At 64.8% G+C, this 19,068-nt stretch carries 14 protein-coding genes; 9 read left to right on the forward strand and 5 right to left on the reverse strand.

What is annotated here, in order from left to right; genetic code table 11:
• Positions 1-37: 37 nt before the first annotated feature.
• Both edd and P5704_021985 read left to right on the forward strand, forming a co-directional pair.
• On the forward strand, positions 38-1,864 hold the full coding sequence (edd, locus tag P5704_021980; protein ID WOF78635.1) for a phosphogluconate dehydratase: 1,827 nt from the start codon (positions 38-40) through the stop codon (positions 1,862-1,864).
• Positions 1,861-2,820: a glucokinase gene (locus tag P5704_021985; protein ID WOF78636.1), complete on the forward strand. Its 960-nt coding sequence runs from the start codon at positions 1,861-1,863 to the stop codon at positions 2,818-2,820. The genes edd and P5704_021985 overlap by 4 nt, the downstream gene beginning before the upstream one ends.
• A 66-nt stretch (positions 2,821-2,886) precedes the next feature.
• Here P5704_021985 and P5704_021990 read toward each other — a convergent pair whose 3' ends face one another.
• Complete coding sequence (locus tag P5704_021990; GenBank protein WOF78637.1) at positions 2,887-3,756, reverse strand: MurR/RpiR family transcriptional regulator; 870 nt, start codon at positions 3,754-3,756, stop codon at positions 2,887-2,889.
• A gap of 171 nt (positions 3,757-3,927) precedes the next feature.
• Here P5704_021990 and zwf point away from each other — a divergent pair, with 171 nt between their 5' ends.
• The 6 genes from zwf (at position 3,928) to sugE (ending at position 10,118) form a co-directional block, all read left to right on the forward strand.
• On the forward strand, positions 3,928-5,397 hold the full coding sequence (gene zwf, locus P5704_021995) for a glucose-6-phosphate dehydrogenase (protein WOF78638.1): 1,470 nt from the start codon (positions 3,928-3,930) through the stop codon (positions 5,395-5,397).
• Positions 5,384-6,097 (forward strand): 6-phosphogluconolactonase, encoded by a 714-nt coding sequence (pgl, locus tag P5704_022000; protein ID WOF78639.1) that lies wholly within the window; start codon positions 5,384-5,386, stop codon positions 6,095-6,097. The genes zwf and pgl overlap by 14 nt, the downstream gene beginning before the upstream one ends.
• A gap of 18 nt (positions 6,098-6,115) precedes the next feature.
• Positions 6,116-6,853 carry a bifunctional 4-hydroxy-2-oxoglutarate aldolase/2-dehydro-3-deoxy-phosphogluconate aldolase gene (locus P5704_022005; protein WOF78640.1) on the forward strand — a complete coding sequence of 246 codons (738 nt, stop codon included), beginning with the start codon at positions 6,116-6,118 and terminating at the stop codon, positions 6,851-6,853.
• Positions 6,854-6,923: 70 nt separating this feature from the next.
• Positions 6,924-8,552, forward strand: coding sequence for an NADP-dependent glyceraldehyde-3-phosphate dehydrogenase (locus P5704_022010; GenBank protein WOF78641.1), 1,629 nt, complete (start codon positions 6,924-6,926; stop codon positions 8,550-8,552).
• Positions 8,553-8,564: 12 nt separating this feature from the next.
• The gene (locus tag P5704_022015; protein WOF78642.1) at positions 8,565-9,428 is read left to right on the forward strand and encodes an aldo/keto reductase; all 864 of its coding nucleotides are present in this window, start codon (positions 8,565-8,567) and stop codon (positions 9,426-9,428) included.
• A gap of 369 nt (positions 9,429-9,797) precedes the next feature.
• Positions 9,798-10,118 (forward strand): quaternary ammonium compound efflux SMR transporter SugE, encoded by a 321-nt coding sequence (gene sugE, locus P5704_022020; GenBank protein WOF78643.1) that lies wholly within the window; start codon positions 9,798-9,800, stop codon positions 10,116-10,118.
• A gap of 37 nt (positions 10,119-10,155) precedes the next feature.
• On the opposite strand, the gene P5704_022025 is transcribed toward sugE, so the two are convergent.
• The 4 genes from P5704_022025 to mfd form a co-directional block, all read right to left on the reverse strand.
• The gene (locus P5704_022025; protein ID WOF78644.1) at positions 10,156-10,722 is read right to left on the reverse strand and encodes a hypothetical protein; all 567 of its coding nucleotides are present in this window, start codon (positions 10,720-10,722) and stop codon (positions 10,156-10,158) included.
• Between the two features lie 145 nt (positions 10,723-10,867).
• Positions 10,868-13,198: a DEAD/DEAH box helicase gene (locus P5704_022030; GenBank protein ID WOF78645.1), complete on the reverse strand. Its 2,331-nt coding sequence runs from the start codon at positions 13,196-13,198 to the stop codon at positions 10,868-10,870.
• Between the two features lie 73 nt (positions 13,199-13,271).
• On the reverse strand, positions 13,272-13,790 hold the full coding sequence (locus tag P5704_022035; GenBank protein ID WOF78646.1) for a CsiV family protein: 519 nt from the start codon (positions 13,788-13,790) through the stop codon (positions 13,272-13,274).
• On the reverse strand, positions 13,791-17,237 hold the full coding sequence (mfd, locus tag P5704_022040) for a transcription-repair coupling factor (protein WOF78647.1): 3,447 nt from the start codon (positions 17,235-17,237) through the stop codon (positions 13,791-13,793).
• Positions 17,238-17,395: 158 nt separating this feature from the next.
• On the opposite strand from mfd, the gene P5704_022045 reads away from it, so the two are divergent.
• The gene (locus P5704_022045) at positions 17,396-18,847 is read left to right on the forward strand and encodes a glyceraldehyde-3-phosphate dehydrogenase (GenBank protein ID WOF78648.1); all 1,452 of its coding nucleotides are present in this window, start codon (positions 17,396-17,398) and stop codon (positions 18,845-18,847) included.
• Positions 18,848-19,068: the final 221 nt, after the last annotated feature.

A 19,068-nucleotide genomic window follows, 5' to 3' on the forward strand; every position in this document is an offset into this window, starting at 1 on the left:
CTGATTGTTTATAAAAACTACAAATCAGGAGGTTTTCATGCATCCCGTAGTGGTCGAAGTCACCCAGCGCCTGATCGAGCGTAGCCGGCCTACGCGCGAAGCCTATCTCGCCATGGTTCGCGGCGCTGCCAGTGCCGGGCCTGCCCGCAACGGCGCGCAATGCGCGAACTTCGCCCATGGCGTTGCCGGTTGCGGCGCGCAGGACAAGCAGCGCCTGCGGCTACCGGATGCGGCCAACATCGCCATCGTCACGGCCTACAACGACATGCTCTCGGCGCATCAGCCCTATGAGGACTACCCTGAGCACCTGCGCCAGGCGCTGCGCGATATCGGCTCGGTGGGGCAGGTGGCCGGCGGTGTGCCGGCGATGTGTGACGGTGTCACCCAGGGCGAGCCGGGCATGGAGCTGGCCATTGCCAGTCGCGAGGTGATCGCCATGAGCACCGCGGTGGCGCTGTCGCACAACCTGTTCGATGGTGCGCTGCTGCTCGGCATCTGCGACAAGATCGTTCCCGGATTGCTGATCGGTGCGCTGCGTTTCGGTCATCTGCCCGCTGTGTTCGTGCCGGCCGGTCCGATGCCGTCCGGCCTGGCCAACAAGGACAAGGCCGCGGTGCGCCAGCGCTACGCCGAAGGCAAGGCAGGTCGCGACGAGCTGCTGGCGGCGGAAATGCAGGCCTATCACAGTCCCGGTACCTGTACCTTCTACGGCACCGCCAACACCAACCAGATGCTGATGGAGGTCATGGGCCTGCACTTGCCGGGCTCTTCCTTCGTCAACCCGGGCACGCCATTGCGCGATGCGCTGACCGCCGAGGCCGCGCGGCAGGTCACTCGACTGACGCCACAGGGCGGCAGCTTCACGCCGCTCGGTGAGTTCGTCGACGAGCGCGTATTGGTCAACGCCATCGTCGCGCTGCATGCCACCGGCGGCTCGACCAATCACACCCTGCACATGCCGGCCATCGCCCAAGCGGCGGGCATCCAGCTGACCTGGCAGGACATGGCCGACCTTTCCGCAGTGGTGCCGACGCTGGCGCGGGTCTATCCCAATGGTTCAGCAGACATCAATCACTTCCATGCCGCGGGCGGCGTCGCGCTGCTGGTGCGCGAGCTGATCGCGGCCGGCCTGCTGCACGAGGATGTGCATACCGTGATGGGTCGCGGCCTCAATCGCTACACCCAGGAGCCCTTCCTCGAAGACGGTCGGCTGACTTGGCGTGAAGGCGCTGCGGCGAGCCTGGACGAAAGCATCCTGCGGCCGGTCGCGCGACCGTTCTCGGCCGAAGGCGGGCTGCGGGTGATGAGCGGCAATCTCGGCCGTGGCGTGATGAAGGTGTCCGCCGTGGCGCCCGAGCATCGCGTCGTGGAAGCGCCGGCGCGGGTCTTTGCCGATCAGCTGGAGCTGGTCGAGGCGTTCAAGGCGGGCGAGCTGGAGCGAGACGTCGTTGCAGTGGTGCGCTTCCAGGGGCCGCGTGCCAACGGCATGCCCGAGTTGCACAAGCTGACGCCCTATCTCGGTCTGTTGCAGGACCGCGGTTTCAAGGTCGCGCTGGTCACTGACGGGCGCATGTCCGGTGCGTCGGGCAAGGTGCCGGCGGCGATCCATGTGTGCCCCGAGGCAATCGATGGCGGCCCGCTGGCGCGCGTGCGTGACGGCGATCTGCTGCGTGTGGATGGGCAGAACGGTGTGCTCGAGGTGCTGGTCGATGCCGCTGAGCTGGCTGGCCGATCGCCGGCTGCTGCGCCGGCTGCGAGTGTGCAGGGCTGCGGGCGCGAGTTGTTCGGTTTTATGCGGGCGGCATTCAGCTCCGCCGAGCAGGGCGCCAGCGTGTTCGCTGCCGGGCTGGAGGCGCTGCGATGACGCTGGCGCTGGTCGGAGATATCGGCGGAACCAATGCGCGCTTGGCGCTGTGGCGCGACTCGCAGCTGGAGTCGGTACGGGTGCTGCCGGCAGCGGATTTCGAAACCCCGGAACAGGCGGTCGAGCATTACCTGTCAACGCTTGGCCTGGCACCGGGCAGCGTTCGCGCCATGTGTCTGGCCTGTGCCGGGCCGGTCAAGGGTGAGCAGTTCACCTTCACCAACAATCACTGGCGGCTGACGCGCCGCGACTTCTGTGGTGCCCTGCAGTTGGACGAGCTGCTGCTGATCAATGACTTCGCCGCGATGGCGCTGGGCATGACGCGGGTGGGCGAAGCGGGGCGGCGCCTGATCTGTGCTGGCGCGGCCGAGGCGGATGCGCCAGCGCTGGTCATCGGGCCGGGCACCGGGCTTGGCGTCGCCGCGTTGATGCCCTTGGGCGGTGGCGACTGGCGTGCGTTGCCGGGGGAGGGCGGGCACGTCGATCTGCCCGTGGCGGATGCGCACGAGGCGGCGCTGTGGCAGATGCTTTTTGCGCAGCTTGGCCATGTGCGTGCCGAAGACGTGCTCAGCGGCGGTGGCCTGTTGCTGCTCTACCGGGCGGTCTGTGCCCTGGCCGGTTTGTCGCCGCGACTGGCTTCGCCGGCTGAAGTCACCGCGGCCGCGCTCGCGGGCGATCATGTGGCGGTGGCGACCCTGGAGCAGTTCTGCGTGTGGCTCGGCCGGGTTGCCGGCAACAACGTGCTCACGCTCGGTGCGCGCGGTGGGGTGTATATCGTCGGTGGTGTGGTGCCGCGTTTCGCCGATTTCTTCGCGGCCAGTGGTTTTGCTCACGGCTTTACCAGCAAGGGCTGCATGAGCGGCTATCTTGGCGATGTGCCGGTGTGGCTGGTGACTGCTGAGTTTCCGGGACTGGAGGGCGCCGGGGTGGCGCTGGAGCAGGCGCTGGCACGCTGATCCGGCGCGTTCCGGTGTGTGATGGCGAGATGTTGTTAAAACAACATCTCCGCCGGCGCGGTTGCTCTAGCTCGGCTCTTCATCCGCCGGATAGCGGCTGGCGTTGAGGCTTTCCTTCACCTTGCGCAGGTGCGGCTGGAAATCCACGCCGCGGCGCAGGGTCATGCCGGTGGCGAGCACGTCGAGCACGGTGAGCTGGATGATGCGCGAGGTCATCGGCATGTAGATGTCGGTGTCCTCGGGCAGCGGAATGTTCAGGCTCAGCGTGCTGGCCTGCGCCAGCGGCGAGCCGGCGGCGGTCAGGCCGAGTACCGAGGCGCCGTTCTGCCGGGCGATGCGCGCCACTTCCACCAGTTCGCGGGTGCGCCCGGTGTAGGAAATGATCACGAACAGCTCGCCCGTGTGCGCCACCGACGCCAGCATGCGCTGCATCAGGACGTCCGAATGCGCGGTGACCGCCAGGTTGAAGCGGAAGAACTTGTGCTGCGCATCCAGCGCCACCGAGGCCGAGGCGCCGAGGCCGAAGAAGTGGATCTGCCTGGCCTGGATCATCAGGTCCACGGCGCGGCTGACCAACTGTGGGTCGAGGCTCTGGCAGGCGCTGTCCAGCGAGGCGATGGCCGAGCCGAAGATCTTGCGCGTGTACTCCGCCGGGCCGTCGTCGGGTTCCACCGCCTGGCTGACGTAGGCGGCGCCGCTGGCCAGGCTCTGCGCCAACTGCATCTTCAGTTCCGGATAACCGCTGACGCCGAACGAGCGACAGAAGCGATTCACTGTCGGCTCGCTGACCTGCGCGGTCTGCGCCAGGGTGGCGATGCTGAAGCGGGTGGCTTGCTGCGGGTTGCGCAGGATCACCTCGGCGACCTTGCGCTCGGCCTTGTTGAGGTCGTCGATGCGGCGCTGGATATGCTCGAGCAGGTTGTGTACGCGGTCCATGTCAGTCCTGATGCGGCTTGCCAAAGGGGTCGCCTATGCTACTGAGCGAGATGCGGAGCGACCATAGGAATCTTGTTTTGCAGTAAATGTTGTTTTTATTACTACATTGAGCTTGAATAACCGGGCATCGCCGTGTATTCATAGTGCAGTTTTAGTAGAAGAACAAACATCATGACGCCACTATCTGTCGAACCCTGCACCCTGGCGCTGTTCGGCGCCCTCGGTGATCTGGCCCTGCGCAAGCTGTTTCCCGCGCTCTATCAGCTCGATCGCGCCGGTCTGCTGCCAACCGAAACGCGCCTGCTCGCGCTGGCTCGCGAGAGCGGCGAGGCGGCAAGCCATCTGGCGATGATCGAAGAACATCTGCGTCGCCACGTCGGCGAGCGCGAACTCGACGAAGCCGTTCTTCAGCGCTTCATGGCGCGCCTGGACTACCTGAGCATGGATTTCCGCCGCGCCGAGGATTTTGCCGCGCTGGCGGACAAGGCCGGCAATGCGGATAGCATCGTCGCCTTCTTTGCCACGCCGGCATCTGTCTACGGTGCGATCTGCGCCGGGCTGGCCGAGGCGGGCCTGGCCGAGCGCACCCGCGTAGTGCTGGAAAAGCCCATCGGCCACGACCTGGAGTCGTCCCGCGAAGTGAACGACGCGGTGGCGCGCTTCTTCCCGGAAGACCGCACCTATCGCATCGACCATTACCTGGGCAAGGACACGGTGCAGAACCTGATCGCCCTGCGTTTCGCCAACAGCCTGTTCGAAACCCAGTGGAACCAGAATCACATCTCCCACGTGGAGATCACCGTTGCCGAAACCGTCGGCATCGAAGGCCGCTGGGGCTACTTCGACCAGGCCGGCCAGCTGCGCGACATGATCCAGAACCACCTGTTGCAGCTGCTCTGCCTGATCGCCATGGACCCGCCCAGCGACCTCTCGGCCGACAGCATCCGCGACGAGAAGGTCAAGGTGCTCAAGGCGCTGGCGCCGATTGCGCCGGAGCAGCTCGGTCAGCAGCTGGTGCGCGGCCAGTACGTCGCCGGCAGCATCCTCGGCCGCCATGTACCGGGCTATCTGGAGGAAGAAAACTCCAACACCCAGAGCGACACCGAGACCTTCGTTGCCCTGCGCGCGGAGATCTGCAATTGGCGCTGGGCCGGCGTGCCGTTCTACCTGCGTACCGGCAAGCGCATGCCGCAGAAGCTGTCGCAGATCGTTATCCACTTCAAGGCTCCGCCGCACTACATCTTTGCCCCGGAGCAGCGCCAGCTGATCGGCAACAAGCTGATCATCCGCCTGCAGCCGCAGGAGGGCATCTCGCTGCTGGTGATGACCAAGGACCAGGGCCTGGACAAGGGCATGCAGCTGCGCAGCGGCCCGCTGCAGCTGAATTTCTCGGAAACCTACAAGAGCCCGCGCATCCCCGACGCCTACGAGCGGCTGTTGCTGGAAGTGATGAAGGGCAACCAGAACCTCTTCGTGCGCAAGGACGAAATCGAATACGCCTGGAAGTGGTGCGACCAGCTGATCGACGGCTGGCAGCGCGTCGGCGCCCCACCCAAACCTTACGCAGCAGGCAGCTGGGGACCGGCTGCCTCGATTGCCCTGATCAGCCGTGATGGCAGGAGTTGGTATGACGATCTCTAATCTCGATCTGCCGGTGCAGACCCTGGGTTTCAGCCTTGGTGACGCCGAGCAGCTGGCCGGCGAACTGGCGCTGACCGTGAGCAATGCCCTGCGCGGCGCGATTGCCGAGCGCGGTGCGGCGACGCTGGTGGTGTCCGGCGGCCGTAGCCCGATCGCCTTCTTCGAACGCCTAGCGCAGCAGGAACTGGATTGGGCCAAGGTCACCGTCAGCCTCGCCGACGAGCGCTGGGTGCCGGTCAGCCATCCCGACAGCAATGAAGGCCTGCTGCGTCGCCACCTGCTGCAGGGGCCGGCCGCCGCGGCGCGCCTGGTCGGCCTGTACCAGAGCGCGGCAAGCCTCGAGCAGGCCGCCGAACGTGCTGATGCCGCATTGGCCGAACTGCCGTCCATCGACGTATTGGTGCTGGGCATGGGTGAAGACGGCCACACCGCCTCGCTGTTCCCGGACAGCCCGAATCTGCAGCAGGCGCTCGACCCGCGTGGCACGCGGCGTTGCCTGCCGATGCAGGCGCCGACTGTGCCGCGCCAGCGCCTGAGCATGTCCCTGGCGCTGCTGGTCAGCGCGCGGCTGACCCTGCTCGCCCTGCACGGCCCGGGCAAGCTGGCCACGCTCAACCAGGCCCTGGCTGGCGAGCCCTACGAAGCGATGCCGATTCGCGCCTTCCTCGCCCGTCCCCTCGAAATCTACTGGTGCCCCTGAGGCCGCAAGGAATCTTCCATGACATCTATCCAAACCAGCGTTGACGCCATGAACGACAAGATCGCCCTGATCGACAAGTGGTGCAGCGCTGCGCGCATCCTGCCGGTGATCACCATCGAGCGTGAGGCGGACATCCTGCCGCTGGCCGATGCTCTGGCCGCCGGTGGCCTGCGCGTGCTCGAGATCACCCTGCGTTCGGCGCAGGGCCTGGGCGCCATTCGCCTGCTGCGCGAGCAGCGCCCGGAGCTGATCGTCGGCGCCGGCACCGTGCTCGACGCCAACATGCTGGAGCAGGCCGAGGCCGCCGGTGCACAGTTCATCGTCTCGCCCGGCAGCACGCCGGCGCTGCTCGAGGCCGCGTTGCAAGGGTCGCTGCCGCTGCTGCCGGGCGTCGCCAGCGCCTCGGAAATCATGCTCGGCTACGCCATGGGCTATCGCCGCTTCAAGCTATTCCCCGCCGAGATCTGTGGCGGCGTGGCAGCGCTCAAGGCGCTGGGCGGACCGTTCGGTGACATCCGTTTCTGCCCGACCGGTGGCGTCAATGCGCGCAACGCGCGGGACTACCTGGCCCTGACCAGTGTGATGTGTGTCGGCGGTACCTGGATGGTCGATGCCAAGGCCGTGCGTGCCGGCGACTGGGCCGCCATCGAAAGCGCCACGCGCCAGGCCCTGCAGGCGCTGGACAGCGCGCCGGCGGTCGAGCTGCCGCGCGACTTCGACCTGCGCGCCGAGCGTGCCGAACAGCGCGAGCTGTAATCGTCCCATCCCCTCGCGGCGGGCGAAGGTCCGCCGCATCTTCCCCATCTTCTCGCTACCTGGAGGTTGCATGAGCAACGCGCGCCCGCTTTCCGAGCTTTTCCCCCGTCTGGATGAGATTCCCGAGGCCTATCGTCCGGATGCACCGGTTACGCAGCGCGATTATCTGGTCGATGGCGAGCTGATGAACTGGGACGGTCCTATGGCCGAGGTACGCAGCCCGGTGTTCCTGCGCGAGGCGGACGGCTGCGAGCGCCAGGTAGTCCTTGGCAGTACGCCGCTGCTGGATGCCGACGCCGCGCTACGCGCATTGGACGCCGCTGTCGCCGCTTACGATAACGGCCGCGGCGCTTGGCCGACCATGCGCGTGGCTGAGCGCATCGCCCACGTCGAGAGCTTTCTGGCGCGCATGCGCGAGCAGCGCGAGGCGGTGGTCAAGCTGCTGATGTGGGAGATCGGCAAGAACCTCAAGGATTCCGAAAAGGAATTCGACCGCACCTGCGACTACATCGTCGACACCATTCATGCGCTGAAGGAGCTGGACCGCAGCTCCAGCCGCTTCGAGCTGGAGCAGGGTACGTTGGGGCAGATCCGTCGGGTACCGATGGGCGTGGCGCTTTGCATGGGGCCGTACAACTACCCGCTGAATGAAACCTTCACCACGCTGATCCCGGCGCTGATCATGGGTAACACGGTGGTGTTCAAACCGGCCAAGTTCGGTGTGCTGCTGGTACATCCGCTGCTCGAAGCCTTCCGCGACAGCTTCCCGGCCGGCGTCATCAACGTCATCTACGGCCGTGGTCGCGAGACAGTCAGTGCACTGATGGCCAGCGGCAAGATCGACGTGTTCGCCTTTATCGGCACGCACAAGGGCGCCGCCGATCTGAAGAAACTGCATCCGCGTCCGCACCGCCTGCGTGCTGCGCTGGGGCTGGACGCGAAGAACCCGGGCATCGTCCTGCCGCAGGTCGATCTGGACAACGCGGTGGAAGAGGCCGTGACCGGCGCGCTGTCGTTCAATGGCCAGCGTTGCACGGCATTGAAGATCCTCTTCGTGCATGAGGCGGTGCTCGATGGTTTCCTCGAACGCTTCGCTGCGCGGGTCAACGCGCTCAAGCCGGGCATGCCCTGGGAGCCGGGCGTGGCGCTGACGCCGCTGCCCGAGCCGGGCAAGACCGATTATCTGCATGCCGTGCTCGAAGACGCCGTGGCCAAGGGTGCGCGGGTGATCAATGCCGGCGGCGGCGAGTCGCACCAGACCTTCTTTCATCCGGCGGTGCTGAGCCCGGTTGATTCGTCCATGCGTGTCTATCACGAAGAGCAGTTCGGCCCGCTGGTGCCCGTAGTGCCGTACCGCGACCTGCAGGAAGTGATCGACTATGTGACCGCCTCCGATTACGGCCAGCAGCTGTCGATCTTCGGCAACGATCCGGCGCAGGTCGGCGAGCTGGTCGATGCCTTCGTCAACCAGGTCGGTCGCATCAACATCAATGCCCAGTGCCAGCGCGGGCCGGATAGCTATCCGTTCAACGGCCGCAAGAATTCGGCCGAGGGAACGCTGTCGGTACACGATGCGCTGCGGGTGTTCTCCATCCGCACCCTTGTGGCGACCCGTTTCAACGAGGCCAACAAGCAGTTGGTTGACACCATCATCCGGGAGCGTCGCTCGGGCTTCCTGACCACCGATTACATCTTCTGACGGAGCCTTGCCATGGCCTCGCCCGTGCTCGCCCAGCCGCTGTTGCTGGGCATGATGCGCCTGCTGGAATACCCCGAGCTGGGTGAACCCCAGGCACTGCTGGCGTTCATCGAACGCTGCGTCGAGCTCGGGCTGAACGGTTTCGACCATGCCGATATCTATGCTGGCGGGCGCTGCGAGGCGCACTTCGGCGCGGCCCTGCGTCAGGCACCGGGGCTGCGCCAGCGCCTGCAGATCATCGGCAAGGCCGACATCGTACCGGCCGGGCAGGATTGTTCGCGCTGGCGGGTCAAGCACTACGATTCCAGCGCCCGCTATCTGCGCCAGGCGGTGGACGGCAGCCTGACGCGGCTGGGTGTCGAGCGGCTCGACGGGTTTCTGCTGCATCGCCCGGACCCGCTGCTGCAGGTCGACGAGGTGGCCGACACGCTGAACGAGCTGATCGCCAGCGGCAAGGTCGGCTGGGTCGGGCTCTCCAACGCCGGGGTGTTGCATTGCCAGGCATTGGCGCAGCGCGTGCCGCTGCGCTGCAACCAGATCGAACTCTCGCTGCAGGCCCAGCACTGGGTATGGGACGGCGGTCTGCATGCCTTGCAGGCCGCGGGCCTGCAAGTGCTGGCCTGGTCGCCCATGGCTGGTGGGCGCTTCGGCGAGCGACTGCGCAGCGCCCTCGATGAAGTCGCCACGGATCGGGGCGCGACGGCCAATCAGGTGGCGCTGGCCTGGCTGAACATGTTGCCCGGACGTCCGCTGCCGATCCTCGGCAGCCTGCGCTGGGAGCGCATCGAGGAGGCACTGCAAGGCGCCGAACTGACACTCGACCGTCCCACCTGGTTCTACCTCAGCGAAGCGGCCCGCGGGCATGAGGCGGCGTAGGGCTGAGTGTTCATCTGCCGCCAATCCAAGGTGGAAAATGCTTCGCAGTTTTCCACCCTACGGGGTGGTTCGTAGGGTGGATGACGCTTCACCCATCCACCGCGTGGCATTCGCGATGGGACCGCATCGGCTACATCTTTGATGACCATGCCCACGCTCCGGCGCCGACACGGGAGCTGCTGATGGTTCCACGCTGGAGCATGGGACCAACATCGATCTCCGTTCAGCAATCAGTAAACCTGCGATCGACGGACGCTGCGAGTGGTCCAAAACAGTGCGCCGCTGTGCTAGGGTCGCGTCCGCCGCGGGACGACCCGCTGGCATGTCGAATCGTGCGGGGACGGCCCTGCAGTTGATGGAGTCATCGTCATGCATTCGGCCTGGATTATGTTGACCGTTGCCGGCCTTCTGGAAGTGGGTTGGGCCATTGGCCTCAAGGCTTCCGAAGGCTTCACCCGCCCGCTACCCAGCGTGCTCACCATAGCGGCCATGGCTGGCAGCTTTTTCCTGCTCGCGCGTGCCATGCAGGTTCTGCCGGTGGGTACGGCCTACGGCATCTGGGTCGGTATCGGCGCATTGGGTACCGTGCTGCTGGGCATTCTCATCTTCGGCGAAAGCGCCTCGCCCGCGCGGCTGGTGAGCGTGCTGCTGTTGCTGGCTGGGCTGGTTGGTCTGAAGCTGAGCGCCTGAGGAGTCTCTGCGGCGCTCACTCCCGAACGTGTGCCCGTCAGTCCTGCAGCTTCAGATGCGATATATCCGGCACCACGGCGGTGGTGTCGCGCGGCTTTTCGCCCATGTCGCTGCCCACCGGGGCAAGGCTGAACTGAGAAAGGTCCACGCGCGGCGCCTCTGGCTCGGGCCGGGCGTCCTGCAGGTCGACGCCGATCGGCGCAATACCGAAGTCCGGTGCCTCGACGTCGGCGAAGGCTGCCATGTATTCGTCACGCGGCGTCACCTTGAGTGTGGCCGGGGCGTCGCTCGTTTTTCCTGCGCTGCTCTCGGTGCTGGCCGCGCTGGTCGCCGTCGATGCCGGAGGCGGCGCCAGTTCGATTTCTTCCACATCGACGGGCAGCGGTTTGATTTCTACCTGCGCGCCGGCACGCTCCATCGCCTGGCGATATTTTTCGGCCGCGGCGAAGTCCAGATTCTGCTTGATCACGATGCGCCGGCCGGAGAACAGCAGCGCGATGCGCTGGGCGTCGGCCTGGAACAGCTTGGTCAGGTTGGCCTCGACCTGCTCGAGCTTGGCGCCCGGAAGCAGTTGGCCGGAAAAGGCGATCTCGTAGAGACTCATGGTGCGGTTCCTTTTGTAACCGATGCCAGTGATCGTGGAGGCGGCGGGGCGCCTCGGGACGGAAACGTAAGCGAGGTGGCGATGATCTGGCAAAGCGCAAACTGCTGCACTCGCCGGTGTCACAAGTTTGCATGCCGCCATAGCGTCAGGGTAGCGGTGCGAACAGGGCGTCGATGTCGCGTTCGCCAAGCTGCAAGCTGCCGTCGACTGCACCTTCGAGTACGCCGGCCGCGAGTTCGGCCTTGCGCGCCTGCAACTCGCGGATGCGCCCCTCGACGGTGCCGCGGCTAATAAGACGATAGACGAAGACCGGCTTGTCCTGGCCGATGCGATAGGCGCGGTCGGTCGCCTGGTTCTCCGCAGCGGGATTCCACCAGGGATCGTAGTGGATCACCGTATCCGCCGCCGTCAGGTTGAGCCCGGTGCCACCGGCCTTCAGGCTGATCAGGAACAACGGCACTTCGCCGGCCTGGAAGCGCTCGACCGGCGTGCGTCGGTCATCGGTCTCACCCGTCAGCTTGACGTACTCGATGCCGCGCTTGTGCAGCGCCTGCTCGATCAACGCCAGCATCGAGGTGAACTGGGAAAACAGCAGCACCCGCCGGCCTTCGCTCATCAGCTCGTCGAGCATCTCCAGCAGGCTGTCGAGCTTGCCGGAGCTGCTGCCGCGTGCGGCTCGTGCCGACTCACCCTTCAGCAGGCGCAGGTCGCAGCAGACCTGACGCAGCTTGAGCAGCGCCTCGAGGATGACCATCTGGCTGCGCGCGAGTCCCTTGCGCTCTATCTCGTCGCGCACCTTGCGATCCATTGCCAGCCGCAAGGTCTCGTAGACCTCGCGCTGGACGTCATTCAGTTCGACCCAGTGGACGAACTCGTTCTTGGCCGGCAGCTCAGTGGCTACCTGTTCCTTGGTGCGCCGCAACAGGAACGGCCGAATGCGGGCGCGCAGGTGCGCCAGTCGTGCATCGTCGCCGTGTTTTTCGATCGGGTTGCGGTACTCCTGGGTGAAGCTTTTGGCGTCTCCAAGCCACCCGGGCATGAGGAAGTGGAATAGCGACCAGAGCTCGCCGAGGTGATTCTCCAGCGGCGTGCCGGTCAGGCACAGGCGCTGCCGGGTCTGCATTTCGCGTACGGCCTGGGCCGCTTTGCCGGACGGGTTCTTGATGTGCTGCGCCTCGTCGAGAATGAGTAGGTGCAGCGGCTGCTCACGCAGTGCGGCTATGTCGCGCGTCAGCAGCGCATAGCTGGTCAGCAGTAGATCGTGCTCGCCAAGTTCGCCGAAGTGTTTCTGCCGGGTGCTGCCCTTGAGCGTCAATACCCGTAGCTGCGGGGCGAAACGGCTGGCCTCGTCCTGCCAGTTGGGAATCAGGCTGGTCGGCATCACCACCAGCGCCGGACGATCGAGCCGTCCTGCCTGCTTTTCGGCGAGGATGTGGGCAAGGCTCTGTAGCGTCTTGCCCAGGCCCATGTCGTCGCCGAGGATGCCGCCGGCGCCCAGCTCACGCAGCGTCTGCATCCAGACCAGGCCCTGCTGCTGGTAGGGCCGCAGTTTGCCAGCGAGCCCGGTTGGGGGCGGGCAGGCCTTGATATCAGGGTTGCGCAGGCGCCCGGCGAACTCACGCAGTCGTTCACCGCCTTTCCATTGCGGTGCCAGGCTGTCGAGCCCGGCCAGGCGCGCGCCGTCGGCCTTGCTCATACGCAGCGATGGCCCATCCATCTGCTCGCGCATATAGAGCTCGCCGAGGGTGGCCAGAATCGGCTTGATGCGCCCCAGCGGTAGCGTCACGTGCAGCGCCTGCTTGTCGTGTTGTCCCGGCCGGTCCAGTTGCACGCGCAGCTGCTCCTCATCGCTACGCAGCGCGATGGCGCGAGGGCTGAGCAATTGAGGGTTCTGGCGGATCAGCCGCAACAGGATCGGCAGCATGCCGATACGCTGCCCGTTGACGATGATGCCGAGATCGAGATCGAACCAGTCCTCATCAGCTGACTCGTCGATCTGCGCGTACCAGCTGTCGATGGCGGTCAGGTCGTAGGCGAAGCCGGGATGGATATCGATCTGCCAGCCTTGTCGGCGCAGTTCGGGCAGTTGCTGCTGAACGAACCTGAGCCAGGCATCTTCGCCGGGCAGCTGGAACATCTCCGCCGACTCCTTCGGCAGCGCCAGGCTCTGGCGCAGCGCCGGCCGGAAGCCCAGCTGTTCAAGCTGTCTGCGCAGCGCCTGTTCGGCTTGGGGATGGCGTGCGATCAGCTGTAGCTCGTTGCCGACCAGATGGCGGACACGTTCGCCGTCGCGCTTGCCGTGGATGCGCGCGTCCCCATAGAGAAACGACAGGCCGGCGCGGTGCTGATGGTCGCTGACCATGCGCTGGTTACCCGGCTGGTAGTTGATTGCCAGATGACTGCCGAGACTGAGCAGCGGCACGGGCGGCAGATCGTCGATCAGCCGTTCGTCGCGAGGTGCCAGCGGAGGGCTCATCTGCCGGGCCCTCTGTGCCGGAGTGCGGCAAGGCAGGCCAGCCGGCTACCGGCCGGATATCGGCGCGAAATGCTCATAGTGGTTTCAGTTCGATCAGCAGCCCGAGGCTGTCATGGTCGATGTAGGTCAGACGCCCAGGGACCAGGCGAACGCGCTGCGTCAGACGCTCGCTGGCGAGCAGTTGGCCGTACTCGCCGAAGCGGTTCACCCAGAAGGTCATGTCAGTCTGCATATAGCGCCCGGGTCTGACCCTCAGCAGACCCTGAATCGGGTAGTGCTCGAAATGGCGTTGCCCCTGGTGCAGTGCGATGGTCGGCGCATCTTCGCTGACTGCTTGCTGCCAGGCCCGTTGCAACAGTACCTGGTAGCCCTGGTCCGGCGTAAGCCTGGCGGCGACATGCTCGAGGGCTGGCTGGCGTTCGGCGCGCCTGTCCAGCACCTGCGCACTATCGGCCCAGTTGTAGGGTGCGTGCTGGCTGGCTTCCAGTGGCGGGGCGTGGCGAAACAGGATCAGCTCGACGCGATATAGCGCCTCGGCGTGAGCCTGAGGCGCCAGCAGCGTCAGTAGCAAGACCAGATAGCGAAGTGGCATCTACGATCCTTGCTCATTGGGCGCCAGCCGCTCGAGCAGCGCTTCCAGCGTATTGAAGCGTTCCTCCGGGCGTTCCATCGGCACCTGGAATTTGAACAGCGTGGCGCCTTCGAACTTGTAGCGATTCGGCTGGCTCTGGATCAGCTTGATCAGCACCATCGGGTCGACCGAGGTGTCGGCCGAGAACTCGATGCGCCCACCCTGCGGGCCTGCGTCGATCTTGGTAATGCCGAGCTTTTCCGCCTGCAGCTTGAGCAGCGTCAGACGCACCAGGTTCTTCGTCGGTTCCGGTAGCAGGCCGAAGCGGTCGATCATCTCCACCTGCAGTTCTTTCAGCCCGTCTTCGTCGGCCGCATTGGCAATGCGCTTGTAGAGGATCAGGCGGGCATGCACATCCGGCAGGTAGTCTTCCGGGATCAGGGCTGCCAGGCGCAGGTTGATTTCCGGCCCGCCGCCGAGCGGCTGCTCCAGATTCGGCTGCTCGCCCTTGCGGATCGCCTTGACCGCGCGCTCGAGCATTTCCATATAAAGGGTGAAGCCAACCGCCTGGATCTGCCCGCTCTGACCCTCGCCGAGCAGCTCGCCGGCGCCGCGGATTTCCAGGTCGTGGGTGGCGAGGACAAAGCCTGCACCGAGGTCCTGGGCATTGGCGATGGCCTCCAGGCGCTTCTGCGCGTCATCGGTCATTGCCTTGCGGGTCGGGGTCAGCAGATAGGCATAGGCCTGGTGGTGACTGCGCCCGACCCGGCCACGCAGCTGGTGCAGCTGCGCAAGGCCGAACTTGTCGGCGCGCTCGATGATGATGGTGTTGGCACTCGGCACGTCGATGCCGGTTTCGATAATGGTCGAGGCCACCAGCACGTTGAAACGCTTGTGGTAGAAGTCGCTCATGACCTGTTCGAGGTCACGCTCGCGCATTTGCCCGTGGCCGATCGCGACGCGTGCCTCCGGCACCAGTGCCTGCAGGTCGGCGGCGCATTTCTCGATGGTCTTCACATCGTTGTGCAGGTAATAGACCTGGCCGCCGCGCAACAGCTCGCGCAGCAGCGCCTCCTTGATCACGGTGTTCTGCTGTTCCATGACGAAGGTGCGAACCGACAGCCGGCGCGCCGGCGGCGTGGCGATGATCGACAGGTCGCGCATGCCGGCGATGGACATGTTCAGCGTGCGTGGAATCGGCGTGGCGGTCAGCGTGAGGATGTCCACTTCGCTGCGCAATGCCTTGAGCTGTTCCTTCTGGCGCACGCCGAAACGGTGTTCCTCGTCGATGATGACCAGGCCCAGGTTGCTGAACTTGACGTCATCCTGCAGTAGCTTGTGGGTGCCGATGAGAATATCGATCTTGCCCTCGGCAAGCTCGGCGATAGCGCTCTGCACTTCCTTGGCGGACTTGAAGCGGCTCATCACCTCGACCCGCACTGGCCAGTCGGCGAAGCGGTCGCGGAAGCTGTTGTAGTGCTGCTGAGCGAGCAGGGTGGTCGGCACCAGTACGCCAACCTGCCGGCCGCCATGGACGGCGATGAAGGCGGCGCGCATGGCCACCTCGGTCTTGCCAAAGCCGACGTCACCACAGACCAGACGATCCATCGGCTTGGCCGACAGCAGGTCCTCGCGTACCGCGTCGATGGCGGCCTGCTGATCGGGCGTCTCTTCGAACGGAAAGCCTGCGGCGAACGTCTCGTAGTCGACCTGCGGGTCCTTGAAGGCATAACCCTCGCGTGCGGCGCGGCGGGCGTAAATATCCAGCAGCTCGGCCGCGACATCGCGGACCTGCTCGGCCGCCTTACGCTTGGCTTTCTGCCAGGTTTCCGAGCCGAGCCGGTGCAGTGGCGCGAGCGCGTCGTCGCTGCCTGTATAGCGGGCGATCAGGTGCAGGCTGGCGACCGGTACGTAGAGCTTGGCGTCCTCGGCGTACTGCAGCAGCAGGAATTCCTGCGCCTGGCCTTCGATCTCCAGGGTAACCAGGCCCTGGTAGCGACCGACACCGTGATCGATGTGCACCACCGGCGAGCCTTCGCGCAGCTCGGTGAGGTTCTTGATGACGTTCTCGCCACCGTCGCGACTCTTCTCGCGTCGCCGGCGCTGCATGACGCGCTGACCGAACAGCGGGCTTTCCGCAACCAGTGCGACGTCGTCCAGTTGCAGGCCTTCGTCGAGCGGAGCGATGGTGATCGCCAGGCGCTCCTGGCTGGCGAGGAATTCCTCCCAGCCTTCGACTTCTTGCGGGCGCAGCTTCAGACGGGCGAGCAGCTCCAGCAATACTTCGCGGCGGCCGGCTGATTCGGCAGTAAACAGCACACGCCCGGCATATTCGTCGAGGAAGCGTCGTAGCTTGCCCAGCGGTTCGCTCGCCTTGGCCTCGATTGCCAGTTCCGGCAGGGCCTGCGCGGTGAAGCGTTCGCGGCCGATGCCAGGCTCGACATCCTGTTGGCTGGCGACCACACGCGGCCAGAGCTTGAGCCGAGCGAAGCAGTCCTCCACCGGCATGAACAGTTCGGCCGGCGGCAGCAGCGGTCGCTCGGGGTCGACGCGGCGTTCTTCGTAGCGATTGCGAACGTCGCTCCAGAACTGCTCGGCGGCCTGCTCGATGCCGGGCAGGGAGAACACCTGGCTGTCTTCAGGCAGGTAGTCGAAAAGCGTCGCGGTTTCTTCGTAGAACAGCGGTAGGTAATACTCGATGCCCGCTGGGGTGATGCCGGTAGAGAGGTCCTGGTAGATCGGGCAGCGGCGGAAGTCGACGTCGAAACGCTCGCGAAAACGCGCGCGGAAGCCGGTGACTGCCTCCTTCTTCAGGGGGAACTCGCGTGCTGGCAACAGGCGGATCGACTCGACCTTGTCGATCGAGCGCTGGTTCTCCGGATCGAAGGTGCGCAGTGTCTCGATCTCGTCATCGAACAGGTCGATGCGGTAGGGCAGGGGGCTGCCCATGGGGAACAGGTCGATCAACGCGCCGCGCACGGCGAACTCGCCGTGCTCGTACACGGTGTCCACGCAGCGATAGCCGGCTGCTTCCAGGCGCAGGCGCATCTGCTCCACATCCAGCTTCTGCCCGACGTCCAGCACCAGGCTCGAACCCAGCAGGAAGCGCTTTGGCGCTAGCCTGTGTAGGGCGGTGGTGATCGGCACTACCAGCACGCCGTGGCTCAGCTCCGGTAGCTGGTAGAGGGCGGCAATGCGCTGGGAGACGATGTCCTGGTGCGGCGAGAAGATGTCGTAGGGCAGCGTTTCCCAGTCAGGAAAATGCAATACCGCCAGCTGTGGCGCGAAGAAGGCGAGTTCTTCCTGCAGGCGCTCGGCGCTTTGGCTGTCGGCAGTGAGCAGGAGCGTGAAGCGTTTGGCGTTGCTGGCTGCTTCGGCAATCGCCAGGCTTAGCGCAGCTCCTGGAAGATTGCCCCAATGTTGCTTGCCGCTGGCGGCAGGCAGGGGGGGAAGGCGCAAGACGGACACGAGTGGGCGTGGCTCCGATCAAAAAATAGGCCGCCGGGATTGTAACTATCGAGGCGCTTGGCTGTCAGTGTTTCGTCCGCTGCAGATTGCCGGCGCTAGGGTGCGCCGTCATAATGTAGCCCCTTTTCTCAGCCCCTACATGTTGGAAGGAACTGCCCGTGACTCAGAAGCCCGACCAGTGTCTTGGTGAATGGATTGACCGCGAAGCGCTCGCCGAAGCGATGATTCCGCTGATTGGTCAGCTGTATCGCAACAACAACGTGGTGACTTCGATCTACGGCCGTGGCCTGATCAATCGTTCGGTGATCGCCATCCTCAAGGCACACCGTTTCGCCCGTCACCGCATCGCCGACGAAACCGAGCTGTCGGTGCACGACACCTTCCAGATCCTCAAGACGATGAGCGAAATGAACCTGGGCGCCGCTTCGGTGGACCTGGGCAAGCTGGTCGCTAAGTACAAGGAAGTGGGCAACGGTCGCAATCTCGAGCAGTTCGTCCGTGAAGAGCTGGCTGAGGTGGCCGACAAGCGTCACGCCGCAGCTGGTCACAAAGGCACTGACGTGGTTCTTTACGGTTTCGGCCGTATCGGTCGTCTGCTGGCGCGTATCCTGATTGAGAAAACCGGTGGTGGCGACGGCCTGCGCCTGCGCGCCATCGTCGTGCGCAAGGGCGCGGACAACGATCTGGTAAAGCGTGCCAGCCTGCTGCGTCGCGACTCGGTGCATGGTCCTTTCGATGGCACCATCACCATCGACGAAGAGAACAGCACCATCACCGCCAACGGCAACCTGATTCAGGTGATCTACTCCAACGATCCGTCCTCGGTGGATTACACCCAGTACGGCATCGAGAACGCGCTGCTTGTCGACAACACTGGCAAGTGGCGTGACGCCGAAGGCCTGGGTCAGCACCTCAAGTGCCCGGGTGTTGCTCGCGTCGTATTGACCGCGCCGGGCAAGGGTGAGCTGAAGAACATCGTGCATGGCATCAACCATGGCGACATCACCGCCGATGACAAGATCATCTCCGCTGCATCCTGCACAACCAACGCCATCGTGCCGGTGCTCAAGGCGGTGAACGATCAGTACGGCATCGTCAACGGTCACGTGGAAACGGTGCATTCGTACACCAACGACCAGAACCTGATCGACAACTTCCACAAGGGCAGTCGTCGTGGTCGCAGCGCTGCGCTGAACATGGTGATCACCGAAACGGGTGCCGCCACCGCTGCAGCCAAGGCGCTGCCGGTGCTCAAAGGCAAGCTGACTGGCAACGCGATCCGCGTCCCTACGCCGAACGTGTCCATGGCAATTCTCAACCTGAACCTGGAGAAGGCCACCAGTCGCGAAGAGATCAACGAGTACCTGCGCCAGATGGCCATGCACTCGGATCTGCAGAAACAGATCGACTTCGTCAACTCGCAGGAAGTTGTATCCACTGATTTCGTCGGGTCGCGCCATGCCGGCGTGGTGGATGCCGAAGCGACCATTTGCAACGATAACCGTGTCGTGCTTTACGTCTGGTACGACAACGAGTTCGGCTACAGCTGTCAGGTCGTGCGGGTGATGGAAGACATGGCGGGGGTTAACCCGCCAGCCTTCCCGCGCTAAACGCTGCGGACGGTGAAATCGAAACGGGAGCCTCGGCTCCCGTTTCGCGTTTCTGGGCGGTAGTAGTCGCGCGAGCTGCCGGGGTTGAGCGGCCGAGCGGTCGGCTCGATTTCGTGCGCCGCTAATTTTGCTTCTCTTGTTTCGAGTCAAAAATCCGCAATGCTTGGGTGGTCAGTCAAGGTCCGCGACCTCTATAATCGGGCGGATTTTTTACCTGGGTC

The sequence above is a fragment of the Pseudomonas sp. FeN3W genome (assembly GCA_030263805.2).
Classification (GTDB): domain Bacteria; phylum Pseudomonadota; class Gammaproteobacteria; order Pseudomonadales; family Pseudomonadaceae; genus Stutzerimonas; species Stutzerimonas stutzeri_G.